This is a genomic window from Aeromicrobium choanae (assembly GCF_900167475.1).
In the GTDB taxonomy this organism is placed as follows: domain Bacteria; phylum Actinomycetota; class Actinomycetes; order Propionibacteriales; family Nocardioidaceae; genus Aeromicrobium; species Aeromicrobium choanae.
Genome location: NZ_LT796768.1, coordinates 2,193,249 through 2,216,176 on the forward strand (window position 1 = coordinate 2,193,249; position 22,928 = coordinate 2,216,176).

At 71.4% G+C, this 22,928-nt stretch carries 17 protein-coding genes; 11 read left to right on the forward strand and 6 right to left on the reverse strand.

Annotation, left to right across the window (positions count from 1 at the left end; all coding sequences use genetic code 11):
- Positions 1 to 163: 163 nt before the first annotated feature.
- Together B5D60_RS10495 and B5D60_RS10500 are read right to left on the reverse strand one after the other, a co-directional pair.
- Positions 164 to 1,780, reverse strand: coding sequence for a phospho-sugar mutase (locus B5D60_RS10495; RefSeq protein WP_078700112.1), 1,617 nt, complete (start codon positions 1,778 to 1,780; stop codon positions 164 to 166).
- Between the two features lie 36 nt (positions 1,781 to 1,816).
- A complete protein-coding gene (locus B5D60_RS10500; protein ID WP_456236401.1) occupies positions 1,817 to 2,617 on the reverse strand; it encodes a purine-nucleoside phosphorylase in 801 nt (266 codons plus the stop codon).
- A gap of 122 nt (positions 2,618 to 2,739) precedes the next feature.
- Here B5D60_RS10500 and B5D60_RS10505 point away from each other — a divergent pair, with 122 nt between their 5' ends.
- A complete protein-coding gene (locus tag B5D60_RS10505) occupies positions 2,740 to 3,303 on the forward strand; it encodes a TetR/AcrR family transcriptional regulator (protein ID WP_078700114.1) in 564 nt (187 codons plus the stop codon).
- Positions 3,304 to 3,381: 78 nt separating this feature from the next.
- Here the strand turns inward: B5D60_RS10505 and B5D60_RS10510 are convergent, their stop codons facing one another.
- A complete protein-coding gene (locus B5D60_RS10510; protein WP_172806330.1) occupies positions 3,382 to 4,995 on the reverse strand; it encodes an HtaA domain-containing protein in 1,614 nt (537 codons plus the stop codon).
- Positions 4,996 to 5,115: 120 nt separating this feature from the next.
- On the opposite strand from B5D60_RS10510, the gene B5D60_RS10515 reads away from it, so the two are divergent.
- From B5D60_RS10515 to B5D60_RS10550, 8 genes are all read left to right on the forward strand, one after another.
- Positions 5,116 to 7,959 (forward strand): HtaA domain-containing protein, encoded by a 2,844-nt coding sequence (locus B5D60_RS10515; protein WP_172806331.1) that lies wholly within the window; start codon positions 5,116 to 5,118, stop codon positions 7,957 to 7,959.
- Positions 7,956 to 9,062, forward strand: a complete 1,107-nt coding sequence (locus B5D60_RS10520) for a heme/hemin ABC transporter substrate-binding protein (RefSeq protein ID WP_078700117.1) — start codon at positions 7,956 to 7,958, stop codon at positions 9,060 to 9,062. The genes B5D60_RS10515 and B5D60_RS10520 overlap by 4 nt, the downstream gene beginning before the upstream one ends.
- Before the next feature lie 4 nt (positions 9,063 to 9,066).
- On the forward strand, positions 9,067 to 10,107 hold the full coding sequence (locus B5D60_RS10525) for a FecCD family ABC transporter permease (protein WP_078700118.1): 1,041 nt from the start codon (positions 9,067 to 9,069) through the stop codon (positions 10,105 to 10,107).
- Complete coding sequence (locus tag B5D60_RS10530) at positions 10,104 to 10,895, forward strand: heme ABC transporter ATP-binding protein (RefSeq protein WP_078701388.1); 792 nt, start codon at positions 10,104 to 10,106, stop codon at positions 10,893 to 10,895. The genes B5D60_RS10525 and B5D60_RS10530 overlap by 4 nt, the downstream gene beginning before the upstream one ends.
- Positions 10,896 to 10,944: 49 nt before the next feature.
- Positions 10,945 to 11,604: a biliverdin-producing heme oxygenase gene (locus tag B5D60_RS10535; protein WP_078700119.1), complete on the forward strand. Its 660-nt coding sequence runs from the start codon at positions 10,945 to 10,947 to the stop codon at positions 11,602 to 11,604.
- A gap of 44 nt (positions 11,605 to 11,648) precedes the next feature.
- Positions 11,649 to 13,019: an NAD(P)H-quinone dehydrogenase gene (locus B5D60_RS10540; RefSeq protein ID WP_078700120.1), complete on the forward strand. Its 1,371-nt coding sequence runs from the start codon at positions 11,649 to 11,651 to the stop codon at positions 13,017 to 13,019.
- A gap of 162 nt (positions 13,020 to 13,181) precedes the next feature.
- On the forward strand, positions 13,182 to 16,127 hold the full coding sequence (locus tag B5D60_RS10545) for a SpoIID/LytB domain-containing protein (protein ID WP_078700121.1): 2,946 nt from the start codon (positions 13,182 to 13,184) through the stop codon (positions 16,125 to 16,127).
- 25 nt (positions 16,128 to 16,152) lie between these two features.
- Complete coding sequence (locus B5D60_RS10550) at positions 16,153 to 16,590, forward strand: phage holin family protein (protein ID WP_078700122.1); 438 nt, start codon at positions 16,153 to 16,155, stop codon at positions 16,588 to 16,590.
- A gap of 78 nt (positions 16,591 to 16,668) precedes the next feature.
- Here the strand turns inward: B5D60_RS10550 and B5D60_RS10555 are convergent, their stop codons facing one another.
- The gene (locus tag B5D60_RS10555; protein ID WP_231948712.1) at positions 16,669 to 18,441 is read right to left on the reverse strand and encodes an acetyl/propionyl/methylcrotonyl-CoA carboxylase subunit alpha; all 1,773 of its coding nucleotides are present in this window, start codon (positions 18,439 to 18,441) and stop codon (positions 16,669 to 16,671) included.
- A gap of 100 nt (positions 18,442 to 18,541) precedes the next feature.
- Here B5D60_RS10555 and B5D60_RS10560 point away from each other — a divergent pair, with 100 nt between their 5' ends.
- Positions 18,542 to 19,708 carry an acyl-CoA dehydrogenase family protein gene (locus tag B5D60_RS10560; RefSeq protein ID WP_078700123.1) on the forward strand — a complete coding sequence of 389 codons (1,167 nt, stop codon included), beginning with the start codon at positions 18,542 to 18,544 and terminating at the stop codon, positions 19,706 to 19,708.
- A gap of 6 nt (positions 19,709 to 19,714) precedes the next feature.
- Here the strand turns inward: B5D60_RS10560 and B5D60_RS10565 are convergent, their stop codons facing one another.
- Positions 19,715 to 19,873 (reverse strand): hypothetical protein, encoded by a 159-nt coding sequence (locus B5D60_RS10565; RefSeq protein ID WP_231948713.1) that lies wholly within the window; start codon positions 19,871 to 19,873, stop codon positions 19,715 to 19,717.
- 198 nt (positions 19,874 to 20,071) lie between these two features.
- Here B5D60_RS10565 and B5D60_RS10570 point away from each other — a divergent pair, with 198 nt between their 5' ends.
- The gene (locus tag B5D60_RS10570) at positions 20,072 to 21,013 is read left to right on the forward strand and encodes an SPFH domain-containing protein (RefSeq protein ID WP_078700125.1); all 942 of its coding nucleotides are present in this window, start codon (positions 20,072 to 20,074) and stop codon (positions 21,011 to 21,013) included.
- Here B5D60_RS10570 and B5D60_RS10575 read toward each other — a convergent pair whose 3' ends face one another.
- Positions 21,014 to 22,897 (reverse strand): VWA domain-containing protein, encoded by a 1,884-nt coding sequence (locus B5D60_RS10575; protein ID WP_172806332.1) that lies wholly within the window; start codon positions 22,895 to 22,897, stop codon positions 21,014 to 21,016.
- Positions 22,898 to 22,928: the final 31 nt, after the last annotated feature.

The following is a 22,928-nucleotide window of genomic DNA, read 5'->3' on the forward strand; positions in this document are numbered from 1 at the left end:
CGCTGACGCTGGAAGCAAGGCGACGTCGTTCGCCGCGTCGGGCCCTTCGTGGCCCGTCCAAGGACGCCGCCGTCGGGGACTCCCTCGTCGTGAGCGCGGCAAAGTCGCACTCCCTCGGCTCCTCTGCCGCAGACTCCGGCGCCCCGGCGGCGGTTCCTCGTGCTCAGGCTAGCCGCAGGTAGGACCCCAGGTCGGCGATGATCGCCTCGACCGTCGCTGCCGCCGCGTCGCGTGCGTCGTCCGCGGAGTTCTCCACCGCGACGACGGCCTCCACGTAGCACTTGAGCTTCGGCTCGGTGCCCGACGGACGACAGATGATGCGGCTGCCCCCGGCCAGACCCAGGCGAATCCCGTCGGTGGGCGGCAGGCCCTGGTAGCCCGCGGCGAGGTCGTCGACGGACGAGACGGCCACGCCCGCGAGCGTGGTGGGTGGATCGGTGCGGAGGCGATCCATGGCCGCCGCGATGATCGCGAGATCGTCGACGCGCACCGCCAGCTGGCCGGTGGCGTGCCAGCCGTGCCGCCGGTAGATGTCGCCGAGCAGGTCGAGCAGCGTGCGGCCCTGCGCCTTGAGTGACGCGGCGAGCGACATGATCAGCAGCGATGCCGAGATGCCGTCCTTGTCGCGGGCGACGTGCGGCGCGACGCAGTAGCCGAGGGCCTCCTCGTACCCGAAGACGAGCCCCTCGACCTTCCCGATCCACTTGAAGCCGGTGAGCGTCTGCCGCCACGGCTGCCCGTGCGCCGCGGCCTGCCGGCCGAGGAGGTCGGACGAGACGATCGAGCAGGCATAGGTGCCCTCGATCCCGCGGGTCAGCAGGGACTCGGCCAGCAGGGCGCCCACCTGGTCGCCGGTGAGCATCCGGTGGCCGTCGGGGGTGCGCACGCCCACGGCGCACCGGTCGGCGTCGGGGTCGTTCGCGACGACGATGTCGGCGTCGACCGACGTCGCCAGCGCGAGCGCGAGGTCCATCGCGCCGGGCTCCTCCGGGTTCGGGAACGCGACGGTGGGGAACGCCGGGTCCGGCTGCAGCTGCTCGGCCACCGTGTGGGGCGCCGGGAAGCCAGCGCGCTCGGCCGCGTCGGCGAGCAGGCGGCCGCCGACCCCGTGCATCGGGGTGTAGGCCACGACGAGATCGCGCGGTCCGTCGGGGACGAGGGCGGCCACGGCGTCGAGGTAGGCCTGCGCCACGTCGTCGCCCAGGACGGAGTAGCCGTCGTCGCGGGGCAGCTCGTCGACGCGTCCCACCGCGTCGATGGCGGCGGCGATCTCGGCGTCGGCGGGAGGCACGATCTGGCTCGTGTCGGCGAGGTAGACCTTGTAGCCGTTGTCGCGCGGCGGGTTGTGCGAGGCGGTGACCATGACGCCGGCCGACGCGCCGAGGTGGCCGATCGCGAACGCCAGCACCGGGGTGGGCAGGTGCTCGGGCAGCAGGTGCGCGCGCACGCCGGCGGCCTGCATGATCTCGGCGGTGTCGCGGGCGAAGACGTCGGAGTTGGTGCGGGCGTCGTAGCCGACCACCACGCTGGGGGCCTCGGCCGTCGCCAGCAGGTGCCGCGCCAGGCCGGCGGCGGCGCGCGCCACGGTGACCCGGTTCATCCGCATCGGCCCGGCGCCGAGCTCGCCGCGCAGGCCGGCGGTGCCGAACTGCAGCCGGCCGGCGAAGCGCGCCGCGATCTCCCCGTGGTCGCCGGCGTCGATCAGCGCGGTCAGCTCGTCACGGGTCTGCGGGTCGGGATCCTGCGAGATCCAGTCCCGGGCAGCGTCGATCGGGTCCATCCGACCACGGTAGCGGGAGGCGACCGCGGTGATCGGTCAGACGCGGGGCAGCAGGTCGGCGAGAAGGGCGCCCATGCGGGTGGCGGCGGATCGGCCCGCCTCGAGGACCTCCTCGTGGTTCAGCGGCGCGTCCGAGATGCCCGCGGCGAGGTTGGTGACGAGCGAGATGCCCAGCACCTCCATGCCCGCCTCGCGTGCGGCGATGGCCTCGAGCGTGGTGGACATGCCGACCAGGTCGCCGCCGAGGATGCCTGCCATCCTCACCTCGGCCGGAGTCTCGTAGTGAGGTCCCGGGAACTGCACGTAGACGCCCTCGTCGATGGACGGGTCGACCTCGCGCACGAGGTCGCGCAGGCGCTGCGCGTAGAGGTCGGTGAGGTCGACGAAGTTCGCGCCGACGATCGGCGACGTGGCGGTCAGGTTGATGTGGTCGCGGATCAGCACGGGAGTGCCGGGGGTCCACGCGGGGTTGAGGCCGCCGCAGCCGTTCGTCAGCACCATCGTGCGGACCCCGGCCGCCGCGGCCGTGCGCACGCCGTGCACGACGGCGTCGACGCCCTTGCCCTCGTAGAAGTGGGTGCGGCCCAGGAAGACGAGCGCCCGCAGGTCGCCCACGCGCACCGAGCGGATGGTGCCGCCGTGACCGGCGACCGCTGGCTTGCTGAAGCCGGGCAGCTCCTCGGTGGGGACCTCGAACTCGGGCTCGCCGAGGGCGTCGGCGGCCGGCAGCCACCCGGAGCCCATCACGAGGGCGACGTCGTGGTCGCCGCCTCCGGTGCGGTCACGCAGGGCGGTGGCGGCTTCGCTGGCGAGGTCGTAGGCGTTCACCCGAGTCACCCTACCGACGGCGATCCGGCACCGGACGGGCCTGACGATGACGAAACGGTTGCGATTCGGCGACCTCCGTGGCGTCCCCTCCGCGGGACGCGCGCCGGCGCCGGGGCGCGTACTCTACGGACGTGCCGAAGATCATCGGGGACTCCTTGGAGGAGCACCGCGCCGCCATGCGCCGCCGGGTCTTCGCCGCCCTGGTGGAGCTGCTGCGCGACCGGCCCTTCGACCTCATCACGATGGCCGACCTGGCCGCGCGCGCCGAGGTCGGCCGGTCGTCGCTGTACAACCACTTCAAGGACAAGGAGGCCGTCGTCGTCGCGTTCGCGACCGACGAGACCTCCCGCTACCTCGCGGAGCTGAACGAGTCGCTCGCCAGCCGGACGTCGCCGACCGAGCGCCTCGAGACGTACGTGCGCCACCACGTGGACACGTCGAAGGACTTCCACATCGGCCTCGGTCCCGAGCTGCGCGCGATGCTCTCGCCCGAATCGGTCAAGGCGATGCGCGAGCACGTCGTCGCGGTCGAGCAGGTGCTGCGCCAGATCCTCGTCGACGGCGTCGCCGAGGGTGAGTTCGTCGTGGACGACATCGACGCCACCGTGTCGCTGCTGCACGCCACGCTCTCCGCCCGGCACGCGTCGGCCGACACCACCACGCGCTTCGTCCTCGCGGCCGTCTCCGCCTCCTGACGCCGCCGCGCCCGCGCCGCCTGAACGCCGAAGGCCCCCGTCGACTGACGAGGGCCTTCGGACGGTGGGGGACTCAGGTCACTTGGTGACCTTGAACGAGCCCGCCTTCACGTAGCCGCGCTTCGTGTAGTTCGCGTTGCCGTAGTACGCGACGTTCACGACCCACTTGCCCTTGGCGAGCTTCGGCAGCTTCACCGTGCGCTTGCCGGCCGACAGGTTCGCCGTGACGTACTTGCTCTTCTTGCCCTTGGTCAGCTTGAGCTTGACCTTGCCGGTCGGAGCGGCGGCGCCCGAAGCACCCTTGACCGAGACGACGGCGAGGCCCTTCTTCTTCGACGTGGGCTTGCGGGTGACCTTGACCTTGCCCTTCGAGGCGGCGGTCTTCGCGACCGTCACCTTGACGGTCGTCGCCGCGGGAGCCGTGAGGCTCGCGTCGGCGGGGGCGAAGGTCACGCGGTAGGACTTCGTGCCCGCGGTCTGCTTCCTGGAGACTGCGAACGCCGCCGTGCCACCGGCCGCGACGACCTTGCTGCCGAGGCCCGCGACGGTGACCGTTCCGGCGACCGGAGCAGTGACGCTCACGCTGCCACCCTTGCCGTACGCGGTGGAGAGGCTCTTCGTCACGGGAACAGCCGGGACGAAGGAGACGGGCGTGTACGACTCCCAGGCGGCGTACGAGGCACCGCCACCGGGGTACGTGTAGATGCCGTACTGCGTGTGCGCCTCGGTGAGGCCGGCAAGGCCGTCCGCGACCGCCTTGGAGACGATCAGCTCAGCCGTGAAGGTGCCGTCGGGGCGCAGCTCGATGGCGCCGGCGGGGGCCCCGCCGATCGTGTTCATGTCGTCGGCGAGGACGGCCCACTTGACCGCGGCGTTCTTGCGCGCCGAGCTGGGAGCACCGGCGGAGTAGCGCCAGTTCGGCTCGTACTTGCCGAAGGTGACGTACACGCCGGCCGACTTGCCGGCCAGCGGCGGGCGGGCCGCGATGACGTCCTGCGGGTCGAAGCCCGAGCCGTTGACGGTGACCGTGGCGGTCTCGTCGGGAGCGAACGCCACCTTGGAGACGGTCACGGTCGGCTGCGAGGCGACCTCGAACTGCGCGCTGATCGGATCCAGGGCCGTGCCCGGGGCGTAGAAGGCGGAACCCTGGTTGGAGAGCAGTCCGGCGCCGGCGGCGGTGATCGTGGTCGGCGCGGCCGTGATGCTCACGGCGACGGGGCTGGAGCTGACCGTGCCGGCCAGCTGGATGTCGGCGAACGCGACGTCGTCGTGCGAGACGTCCTCGCTGTCGACGGCGTCGACGACCAGCTGGGCGCCCGATCCGGTCACGACGATGCGCGGGTCGGAGATCGTCAGGTCCAGCGCGCCGTCGTGGCCGTAGAACTTCACAGCACCCTTGGCGCCGACCGAGGCCTCTCCGTCGGCCCACGAGCCCGAGGCCTGCGGGAAGACCGTCTGGGTGCCGGTGTCCGTGGCGGGGGCGGTGGGCGTGATCGTGCCGTGGGCGATGGGGCCGGTCAGGTAGCTGCGGAACGAGGCCTTCAGGCCCCAGGAGATCGAGCCGTCCTCGATCGTCTGCGACTCGGCGGCCTGGGCCGTGGCGGGAGTGAGCGCGAGGACGCCGGCGGTCAGTGCCGCGACGGTCGTCCCGGCGAGCAGGCGACGCCCGCGAACCAAGGTGTGGGGAGACATGCAGATCCTTTCGGAAAGGAAGCCGCCCAACCCGGCGGCCGCTGTAGGTAAGGCACACCTTATAGTGATGAGGTAAGGGTGACCTGACCGGGTCCGCATCCTGACCACCTTCCGACGGGAGTGACCGTGCTCGATCGCGCCGACCGGCCCATGCACGTGCGAGTTCTCGGCGTCCTGTTGGCCGCCGTCCTGGCCGTGGTGACCGTTCCCGCGGTCCGCGCGCATGCCGCCGAGGCCGGAACGAAAGTCACCGCCGGAACGATCTCGTGGGGCGTGAAGTCGTCCTTCCGGAACTACATCACTGGGCCGATCGCCCACGGCACGGTCACCACCACCGCGCCGGCCACCGCGGCCTCCGACGGATTCACCTTCCCCGCGGCCTCGGGCACGTGGGCCGACGCCGGCGATGTCGCTGCGCAGGGGTCCGTCCGCTTCGAGGGGCACGACGGCGTCCTCGACCTCACGATCGGCAAGCCGCGGCTGGTCAGGACCGGGGACTCGGCGCAGCTGAGGGTCGACGCCGTGGTGAACGGCTCCAGCCGCTCCGGGGTCGCCATCGCCGACGTGGACCTCGTCGGCAAGGTCAGCTCCTCCGGCACGAAGGTCACCGTCTCCGGTGCGCCTGCCGTGCTCACCGAGGCTGGCACGGACCTCTTCGCCTACGAGGGTGCGCCGATGTACCCGGCCGGCACGGCACTCGATCCGGTATCCGCGCAACTCACTCTGGAGACGGTGGTCGAGCCGACCGACCCCGAGCCCACCGAGCCGGGTCCCACCGAGCCCACCGAGCCCGCTCCCACGACCCCGCCGGCCAACGACGCGAAGGTCACCGGCGGCTCGCTCGCGTGGGGCCTCAAGCAGTCCTTCCGCAGCTACCTGAAGATGGGCTTCGTCGCCGGTGCGACCGAGGCGCTCGTGCCCGCCACCGACAACGGCACGCGCACCACGTTCGTCTCGGCGTCGGGCACGTGGAGCTCCAAGGTCGTCGATGTCCGCACGAGCGGAGGGGTGCGGTTCACGGGCCATCACGGCGTCCTCGACTTCACGGTGCGCAACCTGCGCCTCGTCGTTGACGGCAGGCGCTCGGAGTTGCGCGCGGACGTCCGCGACAGCGAGGGCAACGACCTGAGGAACCTCGCGTTCGCCACCGTCGACCTCCAGGGCCGGACCAAGGCCGCCCGGAACGCCGTCACGATCGCAGGCGCGCCGGTCACCCTCACCCGGGCGGGGGAGGCGATGTTCGACTACAGCGGCTCGCCGATGTACAGCGCCGGGACCGCGCTCGATCCCCTGAACGGCACGATCACCGTCCAGGGCGCCACGGCACCGCCGAAGACCTCGCCCGTCGCCAAACCGGCCAAGACCACCCAGCCGAAGGGCGACCGCGGCCGTGGCGCGCGCGATGGCCGCGCCGGCGAGCTGACGTGGGGCGTCAAGGCGAGCTTCCGCTCGTACATCACCGGGCCCATCGCGAAGGGCTCGGTGTCGGTCTCTGGCGGCGCGGCGTCCATCGGATCGGGCTACCGCTTCGGGCAGTCCTCCACCACGGCGACGCCGCCGAGCGCGCAGGGCTCCACCTCCTATCGGGGCGGCGTGAAGTTCTACGGACACCACGGCACCCTGGACCTGACGATCTCCCAGCCCTCGGTCCGCGTCACGTCGGGCACCTCGGCCACTCTCAGCGCGAGCGTCACCGGGCGCGGCCGCGTCGACCTGGCCACGCTCGACCTCGCGGCGGCGCAGCGCTCCACCGAGTCCGGCTGGGTCCGGTACGCCGGTGCTCCGGCGCGCCTCACCGTGGCCGGCGCCGGGATGTTCTCCTACCAGGGCCGGGCCTTCTACGCCCCTGGATCACTCCTCGATCCTGTGACCTTCTCGGTCGGATCGACATCCTCCGGGGGCGCGGCCAGCGCGGTCGTCGCGGCCACGACGAGCGACGACTGGACACCGCCGGCCACCCCGCCCGCCACCACCGGGCTCACCCTCGAGCAGGACGAGGTGAGGGCGGGCGACCAGGTCACCGCATCGGGCTCGGGCTTCCTGCCGAACGAGTCGGGCATCCGGGTGGTGCTCTACTCCTCCCCGATCGTGCTGGCCGAGAACATCTCCGCCGACGCCGCGGGCCGCGCCACGTGGAAGGGCACGATCCCGGCCACGCTCGAGCCGGGGAAGCACACGCTGACGTTCCAGGGCTCGGTCGATCGCGGCGTCGTGATCGACGTCGCCGAGGCGGAGAAGATCGTCGGCTGCGAGCTCTCCGACGCCCGCCTCGACTGGGGCTTCAAGGAGTCGTTCCGGGCCTACGTGTCCGGCTCGATCGCGAACGGCGACTGGTCCACGCAGGGCGACGCCTCGTACGAGACGCCCGAGTTCACCTGGTCGAAGGGTGACGGCGTGCTCGACGAGACGACGCGCGCGGGTGAGCTCGAGTTCGGTGGTGCCGTGGTGTTCACGGGCCACGACGGAGCGCTCGACACGACGATCGCCAACCCCGCGGTGACGATGACCGACGCGAAGTCCGCCACGCTCTCGGTCGACTACACGGGCGGCACGATGGACGCGGCGATGGCCGGCAAGGACGACCGAAAGACGATCGCCGCCGTGCCGTTCGCCGATCTCGACCTCAGCGCGGGCGAGGTCTCCGAGCAGGGCAAGACCGTCACGATCTCCGGCATCCCCGCCACGCTCACGAGCGCGGGCAGCGCGGCGTTCCCGAACTACGAGTCGGGTGCGGCACTCGATCCCGTCACGCTGACCTACACGGTGGCCGAGGACTGCGCCGCCGTCGCCGCGCAGCCCGCCGCGGGCGCTGAGGACGCGGCGGCTGTCGCCCTCGACCCGCTGGCCCCGGCCTCCTCCGCCGACTGGCCGCTGTGGCTCGCGGGGACGGTGCTGCTCATGCTCGCGTCCATCGCCGGTACGGTGCTCGTCATGCGACGCCGGACCCCCGGGGCGGATGCATGAGGCGGCCCGCGCGCGCGGCCGCCGCGATGCTGACCGCTCTCTCGATGCTGCTGCTCACCGCCTGTGGTCCCGGCCAGGAGGGCAGCGACCCCGGCGCCGGCGCCGACCTGCCGCCGCTGTCCGAGCTCGAAGCGTCGCAGCCGGCCAAGGAGATCACCGGCCCCAGCACCGCGTTGCTCACCGATCGCCACATCGAGCCGGTCGACACGGACGAGAAGCCCCAGCTGCCGGCGACGGTCGTCTCGCACGTGCGCTCGGGCGACACCAAGGTGACCGTCACCGACACGTCGCGCATCGTCGCCTTCGACATGGCGGGCTCGATCGCGGCCTCGCTGTGGGGTCTCGGCCTGGGCGACCAGCTCGTGGCGCGCGACGTCTCCACCGACTTCCCGGGTGCGGAGGACCTCCCGCTCATCACCGCCGAGGGCCACGCGGTCAACGCCGAGTCCGTCATGGCGCAGAAGCCGACCGTGATCATCACCGACGGCTCGATGGGCCCGCGCGACGTGGTCGAGCAGCTGGCCGACACCGGCGTGCCCGTGATCTTCCTCGAGAACGACGCCAGCTTCGAGGGAGCCGCCCAGCTCGCGCGCGACGTCGGCGCCGCCGTCGGGCTGCCCCAGTCCGGCCAGGCCCTGGCCGACCGGATCGAGGCCGATGTCGAGGCCGCCACGGCCGAGGTCGAGCGCTTCGTCCCGCAGCAGGAGTCCGACCGGCTGCGGATGGTCTTCCTCTACCTGCGCGGCAACTCCGGCGTCTACTACCTGTTCGCCGACGACTCCGGCGTGGGCGACCTCGTGGGCGCCCTCGGCGGCGTCAACGTCGCGAACGAGATGGGCTGGAAGGGCATGCAGCCGCTCACCGACGAGGCACTGGTCAAGGCGAAGCCCGACCTCATCCTCGTGATGACGCACGGGCTGGAGTCCACCGGCGGCGTCGACGGCCTGCTGGCCGAGAAGCCCGCGATCGCGCTGACCCCCGCCGGCCAGAGCAAGCGCTTCGTCGACATGTCCGACGGGGACGTCCTGTCGTTCGGCCCTCGCTCCGCGGGGGTCGTCGAGGCGCTGGCGCGCGCGATCTACGTGCCCGAGGCCCAGGAGTGACGCAGTGGTGAGCGCCGGCCGGCGCACTGCCGTGCTGGCCGGGTTCGCCGTCCTCCTGGTGATCGGCACGTTCGTGTCGGCCTCCGTGGGCCAGCTCCCGGTCGGTCCTCGCGACGTCGTCGGCGCGATGCTGCACGGCATCGGCATCGACACCTCGTGGCGTCCGGACGACATGATCGTCGAGCAGACGCTGCTGCAGATCCGCTTCCCGCGCGTGGCGATGAGCCTGCTCGTCGGTGCCACGCTCGCCGTGGCGGGCGCGGTGATGCAGGCGATCTTCGGCAACCCGCTGGCCGAGCCCGGCGTGGTCGGCGTCTCGGCCGGTGCGGCCCTCGGTGCGGCCATCGCGCTGTCGTTCGGGTTCGTCGCGCTGGGCGGCTGGGGTGTTGCCGTGCTGGCTTTCGCCGGGGGCTTCCTGGCCACCGTGCTCGTCTACGCCACGGCCCGGGTCGGCGGCCGCACCGAGGTCGTCACCCTGCTGCTGACCGGCATCGCGGTCAACGCCTTCGCCGGCGCCGGTCTCGCGCTGGTGATGTTCGCCTCCGACACCGGCTCGCGCGAGCAGATCGTCTTCTGGCAGCTCGGCTCGATGAACGGCTCACGCTGGAGCGAGGTCCTGATCGTCGCCGCCGTCGGCCTGCCCGCCGTCGTGGTGGCCTGCCTGCTGGCGCGCCGCTACGACCTGCTGTCGCTGGGGGAGCGCACCGCGGCCCACCTCGGGCTGCGCGTCGAGCGCCTGCGCATCGGATCGATCCTGCTCGTCGCGCTGCTGACCGGTGTGGCGGTGGCCTTCGCCGGCATCATCGCGTTCGTCGGCCTGGTCGTGCCGCACCTCGTGCGCATGCTGCTGGGCCCCTCGCACCGCACCCTGCTGATCGCCAGCGTGATCGGCGGCGCGGCACTGCTCGTCTGGGCCGACCTGCTCGCCCGCACGATCGTTCCCGGCTCCGACCTGCCGATCGGCCTGCTGACGTCGCTCATCGGCGGACCGTTCTTCTTCTACCTCGTGCGGGCCACGCGCTCGAAGGCCGGGGGATGGGCATGACCGCGGCGTACGAGGTCCGGGGCCTGGTGTGCCGGCTCGGCGGGCGCGACATCGTGCGCGAGGTCGACCTCGACGTCGTGCACGGCGAGGTGCTGGCGCTCGTGGGCCCCAACGGGGCCGGCAAGTCCACCCTGCTGGGCGCCCTGACCGGAGACGTCCCGATCGCCGAGGGCGACGTGCGACTCGACGGTCGCCCGCTGGCGCAGTGGTCGGCCCGCGACCTCGCGCGGACCCGTGCGGTGCTCCTGCAGGCCAACCAGGTCAGCTTCCCGTTCACCGTCCGCGAGGTCGTGGAGATGGGACGCAATCCGTGGGTCGGCCACGCCACGGCGGCGCAGGACGACGAGGCGATCGCCGAGGCCATCGAGCGCACCGACATCGCCCACCTTCTGGAGCGGCCGTTCACGGCCCTGTCCGGTGGCGAGAAGGCACGCGCCTCCCTGGCTCGTGTCCTGGCGCAGCGCACCGACGTGGTGCTGCTCGACGAGCCCACCGCGGCCCTCGACCTGCGACACCAGGAGGAGGTGATGGTCGTCGCGCGGTCGCTGGCCGCGGTCGGCCGTGCCGTCGTCGTGGTCCTGCACGACCTGTCGCTGGCGGCGGCCCGGGCCGATCGCATCGCGATGATCGACGGCGGGCGCCTCGTCAGCGCCGGCACGCCGGCCGAGGTGCTGACACCCGAGCGCGTCGAGTCGGTCTACGGTATCGCGGTGCACGTGCTGCCCGCCCCCGACGGTCACCTGATCGTCATCCCACATCGTGGTCTTTCGGACACAGTGTCATCTTGATCTGACAACGTGTCATATCATTGAGCCACCCCCACAGAGAGGCGCGATCATGACCGTGCTGCCGACCGAGACCGGACTGTCCGTGCAGATGCGCGACGGCTCCCAGTCCGAGCACAAGGACGCCGAGGGTTCGAGCTTCATGTCGTGCCTGCTCGACGGCCGGGTGAACGAGACCGGCTACACCGAGTACCTGGCGATGCTGCGCCCGATCTACGCCGCGCTGGAGTCCGTGGGCGCGCGCCTGGCCGACGACCCCATCGCCGGCGCCGTGATCGATCCCGCGATCAACCGCCTCGCCGCGATCGACACCGACCTCGCGTACTGGTCCGGCGCCGCCGGTGTGCCGCAGGTGCACAGCTCGGCCGTCGACCGCTACGTCGCACGCATCGAGGCCGCGGCCGCCGACCCGGCGCTGTTCGTCGCGCACCACTACACGCGCTACCTCGGCGACCTGTCGGGCGGCCAGGCGATCGGCCGCATCCTCGCGCGCACCTTCGACCTGCCCGAGGGCCGCGGGATCGCCTTCTACCAGTTCGAGGCCGTGCCCAAGCCGAAGCTCTACAAGGACGCCTACCGCGCCAGCCTGGACTCCCTCCCGCTGACCCCGCGCGACCAGCAGCGGGTCGTCGAGGAGGTCAAGGTGGTCTTCGGTCTCAACGGTGCGCTCTTCGAGGAGCTCTCCACCCAGCTGCCGCGCTTCGCCCGCTGACCCTCGCCGCGGGCGGTGACGCCGTCATGCGGGACAATCGGGACATGACCCATGTCGTGATCATCGGTGGCGGACCCGGCGGCTACGAGGCGGCGCTGGTCGCCAGACGGCTGGGCGCCGAGGTCACGCTCGTCGAGCGCGACGGCCTGGGCGGCTCCACGGTGCTGACCGACTGCGTGCCCAGCAAGACCCTCATCGCGACGTCCGACCTGCTGCACGAGGTCAGTCGTTCCGCGGAGCTCGGCGTCGAGGTCCCGAAGGCCCCCCGTGCCGACCTCGCCTCCGTCAACGACCGCGTCCTGCGCCTGGCCTCGGCCCAGTCCGACGACATCGCCGAGCGGGTCGTCTCCGCCGGGGTCACGGTCCTGTCGGGCATCGCCCGCGTCGCCGACCCGCGCACCGTGATCGCCTCCACGCCCGACGGCGAGGTCCGCCTCGCGGCCGACGGCATCCTCATCGCCACCGGCGCCCACCCGCGGGTCAGCGCCGACGCGCAGCCCGACGGCGAGCGCATCCTCACGTGGGAGCAGGTCTACGCGCTGCGCGAGCTGCCCGAGCACATGATCGTGGTCGGCTCCGGCGTCACGGGCGCGGAGTTCGCCAGCGCGTACAACGGCCTCGGCGCCGAGGTCACCCTCGTCTCCAGCCGCGACCGGGTGCTGCCCGGCGAGGACCCCGACGCCGCCAGCCTCATTGAGGACGTGTTCCGTCGCCGCGGCATGAAGGTCCTCGGGAAGTCCCGCATGGCCTCCACCCGCCGCGAGGGCGACCAGGTCGTCGTCACGCTGACCGACGGCCGCACGGTCACCGGCTCGCACTGCCTGCTCGCCCTCGGCTCCATCCCCAACACGGCCGACCTCGGCCTCGACGAGGTGGGCATCGACACCGACGACGGCGGCTTCATCGCGGTGGACAAGGTCTCGCGCACGAACATCCCCGGCGTCTACGCGGCCGGCGACTGCACCGGCGTCTTCATGCTCGCCTCCGTCGCGGCGCAGCAGGGGCGCATCGCGATGGCCCACCTGCTCGGCGACGCCGTGCACCCGCTCGACCTGCGCAAGGTCTCCAGCAACATCTTCACCTCGCCGGAGATCGCCACCGTGGGCGTCGGCCAGCGGGAGATCGACGAGCAGGGCCTGCTGGTCGACACCGCCATCCTGCCGATCGCGGCGAACCCCCGGGCGAAGATGCAGGGCATCCACGACGGCTTCGTCAAGCTGTACGCGCGCCAGGGCATCGGCGCGCTGATCGGCGGCGTCGTCGTGAGCCCCCGGGCCAGCGAGCTGATCCACACGATCTCGGTCGCGGTGTCGGCGTCGCTGACCGTCGACCACGTGGCCGACGCCTTCAGCGTCTACCCGTCGATGTCCGGCACGGTCGGCGAGGTGGCGCGCCGCCTGCACCGCCAAGTCTGAAGCACGACTTGAATCTGGGCTCCCCACGCGTGTAATCACACGCGTGTTGTTTCGCAGGTCAGACCCGAACTGCTGGAACGGCCTTGCGAAGTGTGGTCTGATGCGGGTGCTCCTCCTGCAACATGAGCAACAGTTGTACCCGCCACAGAATGGACTTCCCCCATGCATTCCTGGCTGACCCGCTGCAGCATTGGTCTGACCACGATCGCCGTCGCCGGCGCCTGCCTGATGCTGCCTGCCCCCGCGCAGGCCGCCGGAACCGACATCGTCGTCTCGAGCCCTGCCACCACGGCCGCCGCCGAGGCCACCACGACGGCTCCGGTGTCCGAGGCCGTGGAGGTGGAGCAGACCGCCGTCAAGCCCGATCCCGCGGCCGACGGTGACGCCGTCGAGCGCGCCGCCGTGGACCCGTTCCGGATGGTCGGCGTCACGTGGGGCGCGAGCTCCGACGCCACCGACGTCAGCGTGCGCGTGCAGGTGCGCACGAACGGCACGTGGAGCGACTGGCAGAGCCTCGACATCGAGGACAGCGTGGACGGCGGACGCCCGGGGACGGCGCCGCTGTGGACCGAGGCCCCCGCCGACGGCGTCGCCGTCGAGGTGAAGGCCGGCTCCGGCACCACGCAGGACGTCAAGGTCACGACGATCGACCCGGGCAAGCCCGAGGTCGTCACGCCGGTCACCCCGGCGGCCTACAGCCTCTCCGAGGAGGAGGACGAGGGCACCACCGAGGCGGTGGCGGCGGACGGCACCCCCAAGGTCGTGCCGATGCCCTCGATCATCACGCGGGCGCAGTGGAAGGCCGGCGCGGGCACCAGCTGCAGCGCCCCGGTCACCCGCCCCAAGGCCCTCGGCGTGGTCATCCACCACACGGCGGGCTCCAACACCTACACGAAGTCCGAGTCCGCGGGCCTCGTGCGCAGCTACCAGACGTACCACGTCAAGGGACACGGCTGGTGCGACATCGGCTACAACTTCCTCGTCGACCGCTTCGGCCAGATCTTCGAGGGCCGCAAGGGCGGCATGACGAAGCAGGTGCGCGCCGCGCACTCGGGCGTCGACGCGGTGAACCAGTACGCCACGGGCGTCTCGATGATGGGTCACTTCGACTACGTGAAGCCCAGCGCCGCGATGCAGTCCGCCGTCGTGCGGCTCGTCGGCTGGCGGCTGAAGTTCTTCGGCGCCAAGCCGAAGGGCACCTACACGGCCGGCGGCAAGAAGTACTCGGTCATCAACGGCCACCGCGACGTGAAGTCGACCGCGTGCCCCGGCAAGTACGGCTACGCCTGGATCGGCGCCGTCGGCGGCCTGCGCGACCGTGCCAACACGTACATCTCCAAGGCCACCTCGGCCGCGGGCGCCCCGACGGCGGCCCCGGCCCCGATCAAGACCTACGCGACTCCCAAGGGAGTCAAGGTGTCCGCGTCGACGACCTCGGCGAACGTCTCCTGGGCGGCCGTCGCGGGTGCTCCCGGCTACCGCGTGATGGTCTCGCCGACGGGCAGCTCGGCCGGCGCGAAGTACTACAACGTCGGCGGCACGTCCGCGACGATCACCGGCCTTTACTCGCGTCGCACCTACGTGTTCCGCGTGTCGGTCTGGAACCCCACGGCGAAGAAGCGCGTGAGCCCGTACACGGCCAAGCCCATGCCCACGGCTCGCACGCGGGCCTTCACGGCCCCCACGGGCCTGAAGCTGACCACGAGGACCTCGACGGGCCTGCGGTTCGCCTGGAAGGCGCAGGCGGGCGCTCCGGCCTACCGGGTCATGTACTGGGAGACCGGCACGACGAAGAAGCACTACGTCACGGCCTACAAGAACGCCGTCGCGATCAAGAAGCTCAAGCGGGGCGGCAAGTACCAGGTGCGCGTCTCGGTCTTCTCGCCCGGCACGGGGGAGCGCGTGAGCGCCTACTCGGCCAAGCCCTACCCCGCCGGCACCACGCTGGGAGCCACGAGCACGGCGCCGAAGCCGGCGCCGAAGCCGGCCCCGGCGCCCTCGGCACGCAACGTCGTCAAGCCCGCGGGCGGCAAGGTGACCTTCAAGGGGCACGGCTACGGGCACGGCATCGGCATGAGCCAGTACGGCGCCGAGGGCGGCGCCCGCGCGGGCCAGAAGTACGACGCGATCCTGAAGAAGTACTACCCGGGCACGAAGCTGACGTTCAAGTCCGCCACGATCCGCGTGCACGTCTCGGCCGACACGACGAACTCGGTCCAGGTGAAGCACCAGAGCGGGCTGAAGCTGCGCACGCTGGCCAACAACGCCGTCCAGGCGCTGCCCGCGAAGGTCGGCTCGAGGACGGTCTCGGACTGGACGATCGACACCGCTCCGAGCAACCGCGGACTGAACACGGTCTCCTACAAGTCCGGCTCGGCCTGGTACGCGTTCCGCACCTTCAAGTCGGACGCCCAGTTCGAGGGCCCCGCGACCGTCCGGCTGGTGATGCCGAACGGCGGCACCCGCGCGTACCGGGGCGCGCTGCGCTCCACCAAGCCGACGAAGACCTCGCGGGACACCGTCAACGTCCTGAGCCTCGAGGCCTACGTGCGTGGCGTCGTGGCCCGTGAGATGCCGTCCAGCTGGAGCATGGAGGCGCTCAAGGCGCAGTCGGTCGCGGCGCGCACGTTCGGCTCGCGGTACCTCGGCTCGTCGAGGCACTACGACATCTGCGACACCGTCTCGTGCCAGGTGTACGGCGGGTTCGCCGACGAGACGAAGCGCACCAACGACGCGATCCTCGGCACCAAGGGCAAGATCCTGACCTACCAGGGCGCTCCGGCGCTGACGCAGTTCTCGAGCTCCTCGGGCGGCTTCACCAACCAGGGCTCGACGCCGTACCTCAAGGCGGTCAGCGACCCGTGGGACAACTGGGCGGGCAACAAGAACCACGCGTGGAGCCAGGCGGTCAGCGCCTCGGTGATCCAGAAGAAGTACCCGACCATCGGCACGCTGAAGTCGATCACGGTCACGAAGCGCAACGGTCACGGCTCGCTGGGTGGCCGCGTGGTCTCGATGAAGCTGCAGGGCTCCAAGGCGAGCCGAACCATCACGGGCGTCGACGCGCGCTGGGCGTTCGGGCTGAAGTCGGACTGGTTCGGCTTCTGAGGGTCGCGGATGGGATGATCGTCCCATGCTGAGCGCACGACTCTGGATCACGATCGTCACGGCCGCCGTGGCCAATGCCGTCTCCCTCGGCGTCGCCGCGTGGCTGCTCGACGGCTTCACGCTGACGCTGGGCTGGTGGGTGGCGGCCGTCGTGCTGTTCACGGTGCTGAGCGTCGTGCTGCGCACCCTCGCACTGCGCCTGCTCGGTCCGGGCTGGCTGCGCGTCTACACGATCGCCGGCGGCCTGGCCCTCACGGCGCTCGCGCTCGTGCTCACCGACGTGATCGTGCCGAGCCCGGGCTTCGACATCGACGGCTGGGGCACCTGGGCGGTCGCGACCTTGATCGTGTGGGCCACCGGCGTCGCCTTCGGCGAGGTCGACCACCACGCCCCGGCCTCCACGCCCGGCGTCTCGCCCGACACCCGCGCCGCCGTGCGCGAGGGCGACCGCCGCGCCTCCTGAGCCGCACGCGGCTCCGAGACAACGAAACGCGCCCTCCCCGACGGGGAGGGCGCGTTCAGTGTTGCGGCTTGCGTTGACTCAGTCCTTCAGGTCGCAGATGACGGCGCCCGCGCCGACGGTCTCGCCGATGGCGGCGGAGAGGCCGGTGACGGTGCCCGCCTTGTGGGCGTTGATGGGCTGCTCCATCTTCATCGCCTCGATGACCAGGACCAGGTCGCCCTCGGCGACCTCCTGGCCCTCCTCGACGGCGAGCTTGACGACGGTGCCCTGCATGGGCGACGTCAGCGAGTCGCCGCTGGCGGCCGCGCCCGCGGACTTGCCCGCCTTGCGCTTGGCCTTCTTGGTGCCCGTGGCGGCGGCGCTGGCACCCAGACCGCCCGGCAGGACGACCTCGACGCGCTTGCCGCCGACCTCGACCGTGACGCGCTCGCGCTCGCCCGGCTCGTCGGTCTCGGACGGGCCCGAGTAGGGCTCGAGCTGGTTGTCGTAGTCGGTCTCGATCCACGTCGTGTAGACGTCGAACGATCCCTCGGAGCCATCCTTGTTCAGCGCGTTGTACGCGGCGTTGTCCAGCACGTCGCGGTGGAACGGGATCACCGTGGGCATGCCCTCGACGACGAACTCGTCCAGCGCGCGGCGCGAGCGCTCGATGGCCTGCTCACGCGTGCGGCCGGTGACGATCAGCTTGGCGACGAGGGAGTCGAACGCGCCGGGGATCGTCTCGCCCTCCTCGTAGCCGGCGTCGAGGCGGACGCCGGGGCCCGACGGGGGCGCCCACTTGGTCAGGGTGCCGGGCGCGGGCAGGAAGCCGCGGCCGCCGTCCTCGGCGTTGATGCGGAACTCGATCGAGTGACCGATGATCTCGGGGTCGTCGTAGCCCAGCTCCTCGCCGGCGGCGATGCGGAACATCTCGCGCACGAGGTCGATGCCGGTGACCTCCTCGGAGACCGGGTGCTCCACCTGCAGGCGCGTGTTGACCTCGAGGAAGCTGATGGTGCCGTCGCGGGCGACGAGGAACTCGCAGGTTCCGGCGCCGACGTAGCCGGCCTCCTTGAGGATCGCCTTGGACGAGGCGTAGAGGCTTGCGATCTGGTCCTCGCTCAGGAACGGCGCGGGCGCCTCCTCGACGAGCTTCTGGTGGCGACGCTGCAGCGAGCAGTCGCGGGTCGACACGACCACGACGTTGCCGTGGCTGTCGGCCAGGCACTGGGTCTCGACGTGACGCGGCTTGTCGAGGAACTTCTCGACGAGGCACTCGCCGCGGCCGAAGGCGCTGACGGCCTCACGGACGGCGGACTCGTACGCCTCGGGGATCTCCTCGAGCGTCTTGGCGACCTTGAGGCCGCGCCCACCGCCACCGAAGACCGCCTTGATGGCGACCGGCAGGCCGTACTCCTTCGCGAACGCGACGACCTCGTCGGCGTCCTTGACCGGGTCCTTGGTGCCGGGCGCGAGCGGCGCGTCGGCGATCTGCGCGATGTGCTTGGCCTTGGCCTTGTCGCCCAGGCTCGTGATCGCGGCCGGCGGCGGGCCGATCCAGATCAGCCCGGCGTCGATGACGGCCTGGGCGAAGTCGGCGTTCTCGGCCAGGAAGCCGTAGCCGGGATGCACGCTGTCGGCGCCGGAGCGCTCCGCGATCGCGATGATCTTCTCGATCGACAGGTAGGAGTCGCCGGGGGTGGAACCCTCCAGCGAGTACGCCTCGTCGGCGAGGCGCACGAACAGCGCATCGCGGTCGGGCTCGGCGTAGACCGCCACGCTGGCGATTCCGGAATCCTTCGCGGCGCGGATCACGCGGACCGCGATCTCGCCACGGTTGGCGACCAGGACCTTCTGCAGGGGCTTGCTCACGAATACTCCTCGCGTCTGAACGGCAGTGGCGAGTCTAAGGGAGTGTGGTGGAGGTCATTTCGTCGCCCCGGCGAGGTTAACGCCTGTTAACCTTTCGTCCATGGACTTCGAACTGTCTCGTGAGCACGAGGACTTCCGTCGGGTCGTCCGCGACTTCGCCGCCGAGCGGATCGCGCCCCACGTCGCGCAGTGGGACAGGGAGCACCACTTCCCGGTCGACGTCGTGCGGGCGATGGGCGACCTCGGGCTGTTCGGCCTGACCGCTCCGGAGGAGTTCGGCGGCTCGGGTGCGGACTTCACCAGCCTGTGCCTGGCCATCGAGGAGCTCGGCCGTGTGGACCAGTCGATCGGCATCACCCTCGAGGCGGGCGTGGGACTGGGCATCAACCCGATCCAGACGTTCGGAACGCCCGAGCAGAAGGAGCGCTGGCTGCCCGACCTCGTCGCCGGCCGGGCGCTGGCGGGCTTCGGCCTCACGGAGCCGGGCGCCGGGTCCGACGCCGGCGCCACCGCCACGAAGGCCGTGCTCGACGGCGACTCCTGGGTGGTCGACGGGGCGAAGCAGTTCATCACCAACTCGGGCAGCGAGATCACGTCGCTCGTCACGGTCACGGCGCGCACGGGGAGCCGCCCGGATGGGCGCCCGGAGATCTCGGCGATCATCGTCCCGGCGGGCACGCCCGGGTTCGTGGCCGAGGCCCCCTACGACAAGCTCGGCTGGCACATCAGCGACACGCACGCGCTGAGCTTCAGCGGCGTCCGCGTGCCCGAGGACCACCTGCTGGGCGAGCGGGGACGCGGCTACGCGCAGTTCCTGGCGACCCTCGACGACGGCCGGGTCGCGATCGCCGCGCTGGCGGTCGGCCTGATCGAGGCGTGCCTGGAGGAGTGCGTGCGGTACGCGGGGGAGCGCCAGACGTTCGGTGGCCCGATCGGGCGCAAGCAGGGCGTGGCGTTCCAGATCGCCGACCTGAAGGTGATGGCGGACGCGGCCCGGGCGCTGACCTACCAGGCGGCGGCGATGAAGGACGCGGGGATCACCGGCCAGCGCTTCAAGCAGGCGGCGTCGGTGGCGAAGCTCTACAGCTCGGAGGCCGCGGTGACCGCGACGCGCGTGGCGACGCAGGTGTTCGGCGGGTACGGCTTCATGGAGGAGTACCCCGTGGCGCGGTTCTACCGCGACGCGAAGATCCTCGAGATCGGCGAGGGCACGAGCGAGGTGCAACGCATGCTCATCGCACGCTCGCTCGGCCTGCCGGTCGAGTAGTTCGGGTCAGAGCGCGGTCATCGAGCGGCACGGAAGCGGTATGTGCACCGCGCCGTTGCCGAAGTCGACCTGCGCCGAGTTCTTGCCCTGGACGCTGAGGACGCGACCGAGGCCGAACGAGTCGTGGGACACGCGCGCGCCCACTTCGTAGACCTCGTCAGCCACGTCGGGCTTCTTCGGGAAAGGGCTGCTCGCGAGGTGGCGTCGCGGACGCTGTGAGGTGGCCATCGTTCTTCCATGGTCCCACGCTCAGCCTGAATGGTGGACCGATTCTTCGTTCCCTGAGACGAATGAGGGCCGAATCGGCATTCCGGGCCGATAGGGTTCAGCGGTTCGGTCGCACATTTCTCGGGAGGTCCAGCGGTGTTCACCCTGTTCGTTTTGGTCGGTCTGGTCGCAGGAGTCGTCGGCGCGGTGCTGGTGGGTCGGCACCTGCGGGCGCAGTCCAAGCCGTCCGCGCCGGCGACCGGCACGGCGCTCGTGCTGGGCCTGCTCGCGGTGATCGTCGCCGTGGTCTCGATGACCGCGATCGTGCCGACGCGCGAGATCGGCGTCGTCACGTCGTTCGGCCGTCCCGTCGCCGTGTGGTCGAACGGCCTCCACGTGAAGGCGCCGTGGCAGAAGGTCAACAAGCTCGACGGCACGATCCAGACCGACAACTTCACCGGCGCCGACCGCGCGATCGACATCCGCATCGGCAACGGCTCCACCTCCGGCGTCGACGCGACGATCCGCTGGCGCATCCGTCTCGAGGCGGGCAAGGAGCTCTACCAGGACTACCGCCAGATGGAGAACATCCGTGACTCCCTCGTCACGCGCGAGCTCAAGGCCGCTCTGAACGAGGTGCTGGGCGACTACGACCCCCTCGAGTCGGTCAAGGCCGGGATCGGCTCCGACGGCGCCACCACCTCGGCGGGCGTCGACCTGAACGCCTACTCGGAGCAGGTGCACGAGGCGCTGTCCGAGCGCGTCGGCGAGGACGTCGAGGTGCTCAGCGTGATCCTGCCGATCATCCGCTTCGACAAGCAGACGCAGGAGAAGATCAACGCCTATCAGGCCGAGGTCGCCAACACGCGGATCGCCCAGCAGCGCGAGGCCACCGCGAAGGCGCAGGCCCTGGCGAACAAGAACCTGGCCGGCTCGGTCTCGCGCGATCCGAACGTGCTCGTCTCCAAGTGCCTCGACTCGCTCGAGGAGATGGTCAAGGCCGGCCAGGAGGTCCCGATCGGGTTCTCCTGCTGGCCCGGCGGGGCCGGCACCTCGGTGGTGCTGCCGCAGGTCGGGAAGGCCGAGACCGACCGCTGATCAGCGGCGGCGACGCACGAGCACCAGGACGCCGGCCGCGAGGGCCACGGCCACCACCGCGCCGCCGATCACCCACGGCAGGAGCGAGCCAGAGTCCCCGGCCTGAGCCGCCGCCTCCGGCTCGACGTCGTCGGTCTGCTCCGCGGCGGTCGTGACGGGGGAGTCGACCAGACGCGAGTCGGCCACCGGAGGGGTGAGCCCCTCGACCTCGGCGTACGTCGGGGCGACGTCTCCGAGCACGTTCTCGCGCTCGAGCGTCAGCGTGTACGGCAGGTTCGTCTCGTCCCCGCGCAGCTTGAGGCTGACGACGACGTAGTGCATCCCCGCGAGCGAGGCCCCCTCACGCGTGGTGTCGTTCTGCGACCGGTTCGCGGGGTGCAGCGGCCATGACATCGCGCCGGTGCGGAACGCGATGTTCTCGCGCAGGTTCGCCCACGGGTCGCGGGTCCAGTCCTCCGGCCAGTTCCCGTAGAGGCTGATCGTCACGTCGCGCCGCAGCGGGTTGATGACCGAGACGTCCAGGCCGCTCCCGATGGCAGCGGCGTCCCGGACCTCGTCCGTGAGCTTCGCGTCGACCTGGGCCCGCACCTGCTCGCCCCAGTCGACCGGGACCGCGAGGACCTGCGTCTCGCCGGCGCTGATGTCCAGCTGGTACGTCCCGGGACCGACCTCGGGCGCGCTCGCGATGCTCGTGCCGGGGACCGCCTCGGTGGCCGTGCCGGGCGTCGGGGCGACCCACTCCGGCTCGTCCCCGGCGGTGCCGGGCGCGAGGTCGGAGGTGATGGGCGGCTCCTCGTAGACGGCCAGCTCGATCGGGCGGCCCTCGATCTGCCCGACGCTGCGCTCCACCTGCACGCCGAGCTCGTCGTCGGTGCGGCACTCGGAGTCCGGATCCCGCACCCAGCTGGAGACGCCGCCGTAGTAGACCGGCGACCGGCTGGACATGTCGAGGCCGTACGTGGTCGAGGACGCGCACGTGAGACCGCCGATGCGCTTCGTCCCCAGGGTCGCGGCCGCCCCGAGGTCACCGCTGACACCGCTGATCACGGCGCCGACGTGAACGGTCGAGTCGGGCGCCGTCCGCGCCACGCGGTAGTTCGCGGGCCCGCCGACCGCGACCGTGTCGGTGTACTGCCCCGGAGCCAGCAGGGGAGCCCCGTCCTCCGTGGGCGTGCCCTTCACCGGGGTCCCGGTGAGGTCGAAGGGCCGCGAGGCGCGCACGGAGGAGACGCGCAGGCTGTCGGTCAGGCTCTCGGCGTCGTCGGCGTCGTAGTACGTGCCGTGGCCCTCGTCGGCGACGCACTGCAGCGTCTTCTTCGCCCGCCCGGAGACGTCGAACCCGACGACGTCGATGCGGATGTCGATGCCGTCCTTCGCGATCTCGCGGGCGACGACGCAGGGGTCGGGGTCGCAGGTCGGCTCGCCGTCGGAGACCAGCACGATCGTGCGCTGGCCCGCGTCGCCGAGGTCCTTCGCGGCCTCGCGCAGGGCGTGGCTCGTGGGGGTCCAGCCGACGGGCTCGTAGTCGGCGACGGCCTTCCGTAGCTCGTCCCGGTTGTCCGAGCCGAGGTCGACGACGCGCTCCGAGTCGGTGCACGCGGCCGGGTCGTCCTCGGCGACGTCGCTGGCCCCGTAGACCCGGAAGCCGACGCGCTGCTCGTCAGGGAGCCCGTCGATCACCGCGTCGAGGCCGTCCTTCGCCGCCTGGATGCGGGTGGACCCGCCGCCCGTGCGCTCGGCCATCGAGCCGGAGGCGTCCATCACGAGCATCATCGCCGTGTCGGAGGCGGGCTCGTCGGTCGCGCGCTCCACGGCGCCGGCGGGCCAGCTCAGTGCGGTGGCCGCCAGCAGGATCGAGCCGACGACGGACAGGGTCTTGATCAACGTGCTCTCCCCGAGACGAGTGACATGTGTC

What these genes read in the sequence shown, in the direction of transcription:
- B5D60_RS10545 (WP_078700121.1), top strand. Translation starts at nt 13,182, where the DNA reads ATGCATTCCTGGCTGACCCGCTGCAGCATTGGTCTGACCACGATCGCC.
- B5D60_RS10530 (WP_078701388.1), top strand. Translation starts at nt 10,104, where the DNA reads ATGACCGCGGCGTACGAGGTCCGGGGCCTGGTGTGCCGGCTCGGCGGG.
- B5D60_RS10560 (WP_078700123.1), top strand. Translation starts at nt 18,542, where the DNA reads ATGGACTTCGAACTGTCTCGTGAGCACGAGGACTTCCGTCGGGTCGTC.
- B5D60_RS10535 (WP_078700119.1), top strand. Translation starts at nt 10,945, where the DNA reads ATGACCGTGCTGCCGACCGAGACCGGACTGTCCGTGCAGATGCGCGAC.
- B5D60_RS10495 (WP_078700112.1), bottom strand. Translation starts at nt 1,780, where the DNA reads ATGGACCCGATCGACGCTGCCCGGGACTGGATCTCGCAGGATCCCGAC.
- B5D60_RS10510 (WP_172806330.1), bottom strand. Translation starts at nt 4,995, where the DNA reads ATGTCTCCCCACACCTTGGTTCGCGGGCGTCGCCTGCTCGCCGGGACG.
- B5D60_RS10520 (WP_078700117.1), top strand. Translation starts at nt 7,956, where the DNA reads ATGAGGCGGCCCGCGCGCGCGGCCGCCGCGATGCTGACCGCTCTCTCG.
- B5D60_RS10550 (WP_078700122.1), top strand. Translation starts at nt 16,153, where the DNA reads ATGCTGAGCGCACGACTCTGGATCACGATCGTCACGGCCGCCGTGGCC.
- B5D60_RS10540 (WP_078700120.1), top strand. Translation starts at nt 11,649, where the DNA reads ATGACCCATGTCGTGATCATCGGTGGCGGACCCGGCGGCTACGAGGCG.